Genomic DNA, 2,919 nt, shown 5'->3' with positions numbered 1-2,919 from the left:
TTTTCTACTAAATATTAAAAAAAACTGTAAGTTGGCAAACATATTGCCGAATACAAATTACAAGATGCTTTTTACTCAGTTTCTTGGTTTATGTCCTGTTCCAATACGATTCTTAGCTTACTTTCTGCATACTTTCCAGATTTTAGTACATCAGCTAAATCTTTAGCTTCTTTATCTAATTTATCTTGCAACAATCTATTACCTTGGAGCATGGCTAACATCTCTTTTTCGGCAAAATTAGCTTGGGTAATAATGATATTGGTTTTTGACAGTAAGTAATGCATTTCTGGGCGCTGTTCTTGCTGATAAATGGTCGCTAAGGCGAGCAACCAGTCAGGATCGAATGTGTCTTTATCACTTCCATCTAATGCTTGAGCATATAAACGTTTCGATTTTAGCGGATTTTCTCTTAAAAAGTGTGCCGCGAGTTGGGCTTTTAATCTGATATCTTTAATAAGGCCGTTTCTTTCTGCCGCAAATAACACCTTGCCAGACTCGACATCATTAAATCGTGACCAATGATAATAGGCTAAATGGGGATCTTGACTATGTCTGGTGGTTTCTTGAAGTTGCATTAATGTTTGGGAGCTAAGGCCAAATGCTCGAGCACGATCATTAGAACGTTCAGGGTGCAGTATATGTTGTACTCCCGCGGCTAGCTCAATGCACTTGTTATAATCTTCAAGGTACAATAACTGGTCAAATAATTGCTCACCTCTGGGCTCTTTAGTCTGCTTTAACTTGTAACGGCCACGAATAAGGTCACCTTTTTCGAATCGACACCAACTATCTTTATGCAAATCTGAACAAAGTTCAGGATTTTTGTTACATATAGCCTCTGTATTTGAGCTAGGTTCACAGCCAAACAGCCCAAAAAAAGCAATAAATACTAAAAATGATGTAAACATTACAAAGTTTCTACTCAAAAGGGGCTCCATGCGTCTTTTTTTCTAATAAAATTACATTGTTATATAAAATATCTAACTAGCCTGAAAGGCGACTTTTCATTACAATAGCGCCGACCAAACGGGGAAAGATAGCCTACATAACCTAGATTATTGGTCTTTTCTTTTTGTTACTCAAACATTTCTGATAAAAAATCAGAAAAGTGAGATAAAGGATCTGTTAATGAGCGCTGATAAACACCTACAAAGCTGGCAAGAACGTTTCGAAATGGCTGAGGCTATGCAGCCTCTACTTGGTAAGTTATATCGTAACCAAGGTGTAGAAGTTGTCGTCTACGGTAAACCCTTACTAAATGCTTCTACCATTGAAATCATTAAATCACATCGCTTAGTACGTCGCCATGTCGGTGACAAACTAAGACTACGTGAAAGCTTTCCATTTATCGAAGCTTTAAGCAAATTAGCGGTAAAACAGTGCAAAGTAGATATTGGTAAGCTTGCTGTTAACTACTGGCGCGAATATAAAGATGCTAGCCAAATCGAAGCTTACATGAGCAGTGAACTGGCAGCAGCAATCACACAAGAAGATACCGAAGCGAGAGATGTTGTGCTTTACGGTTTTGGCCGTATTGGACGCCTATTGGCTCGCCTGCTAATTGAAAGAACAGGTGTAAGCAACAAGCTTAGACTTCGTGCCATTGTACTTCGTGGTGGCCGTAAGGGCGATTTAGAGAAACGCGCAAGTTTACTGCGTCGTGATTCGGTTCATGGACCTTTTAATGGTTCAGTTGAAGTTGATGAAGAGAATAATGCCATTATTGCAAACGGTACTTATATTCAAATTATCTATGCAAACTCTCCAGATGAAGTGGACTATACAGAGCATGGGATCACTAATGCGCTGGTAGTTGATAACACGGGTATTTGGAAGGATGAAGCGGGTCTTGGGTTACACCTTAAATCAAAAGGTGCTAGCAAAGTGTTGTTGACCGCGCCTGCTAAAGGTGCGATTAAGAATATCGTTTACGGCGTAAACGAATCAGACATTCTTGAAGAAGACACTATTGTATCAGCCGCAAGCTGTACCACAAACGCGATAACACCTGTGCTTAAGGCCGTTAACGATAAATACGGTATTGTAAACGGTCACGTAGAGACGATTCACTCTTATACCAATGACCAAAATCTGATTGATAATTATCACTCAGCTGACCGCCGTGGCCGCAGTGCTCCGCTAAACATGGTGATCACCGAAACTGGCGCTGCTCAAGCGGTATCTAAAGCGCTACCGGTTCTTGAAGGTAAGCTAACGGGTAACGCAATTCGTGTTCCAACGCCTAACGTTTCAATGGCGATTATTAACTTGAACCTAAATGGTGAAACTAATAAGCATGAAATCAACGAATACCTGAAAGATATGGCGCTACAGTCTGATCTGCAGAACCAAATCGATTTCACCGATTCTACAGAGATAGTATCAAGTGATTTAGTCGGTTCTCGATACGCAGGTGTTATTGATTCTCAAGCGACCATTGCGGATGGCAAGCGCGCTATTCTGTATGTTTGGTATGACAACGAGTTTGGCTATAGCTGCCAGGTCGTTGGTGTTATGCAAAAGATGTTAGGCCTTAACTATCAATCATTGCCGCTTGGCTAAGATTGATTTGAGTTAACGCTATTTAAAACGCCTCTATTACAGAGGCGTTTTTGTTTTTAGTCTCTTACCGTTAAATTTAGATTGCCCAACAGCTAGAACGTAATAACGGCTTCTAGATTAAACCCGCTTGCTTGAATCATCGACTTTTAATGCAGATGCTTTTTATTAACAGCGATAAAGAGTAAAGGCAACTCTTCATTTATTCGTCTGAGTTAGTCGGGTATTGTTAAGCGGGCAGGGAGTTAAGCATTACTGTGCTGAGCAAGATTCGATCAATAAGAACAAAAAACGTTATCTTTGATGAATTTAACATCAAACAGTCATAAAAATGTTTTTTCGCGATTGACTCTCTAGGGC

2 protein-coding genes are annotated in these 2,919 nt (G+C 39.9%); one reads left to right on the top strand and one right to left on the bottom strand.

What is annotated here, in order from left to right:
* Window positions 1-71: 71 nt before the first annotated feature.
* Window positions 72-926 carry a DUF2989 domain-containing protein gene (locus CXF82_RS01035; RefSeq protein WP_232775102.1) on the bottom strand — a complete coding sequence of 285 codons (855 nt, stop codon included), beginning with the start codon at window positions 924-926 and terminating at the stop codon, window positions 72-74.
* 202 nt (window positions 927-1,128) lie between these two features.
* Between CXF82_RS01035 and CXF82_RS01030 the strand changes: the two genes are divergently transcribed.
* Entirely contained in the window at window positions 1,129-2,562 is a 1,434-nt protein-coding gene (locus CXF82_RS01030) for a glyceraldehyde-3-phosphate dehydrogenase (protein WP_101090198.1), read from the top strand.
* Window positions 2,563-2,919 lie beyond the last annotated feature (357 nt).

Source organism: Shewanella sp. GutDb-MelDb, assembly GCF_002836075.1.
GTDB lineage: Bacteria > Pseudomonadota > Gammaproteobacteria > Enterobacterales > Shewanellaceae > Shewanella.
The sequence above is the reverse complement of the archived record's forward strand: the minus strand, read 5'-3'. Positions and strand labels throughout refer to the sequence as shown.

Excerpts from the sequence above, each read along its gene's own strand:
- CXF82_RS01030 (WP_101090198.1), top strand. The coding sequence starts at position 1,129 with ATGAGCGCTGATAAACACCTACAAAGCTGGCAAGAACGTTTCGAAATG.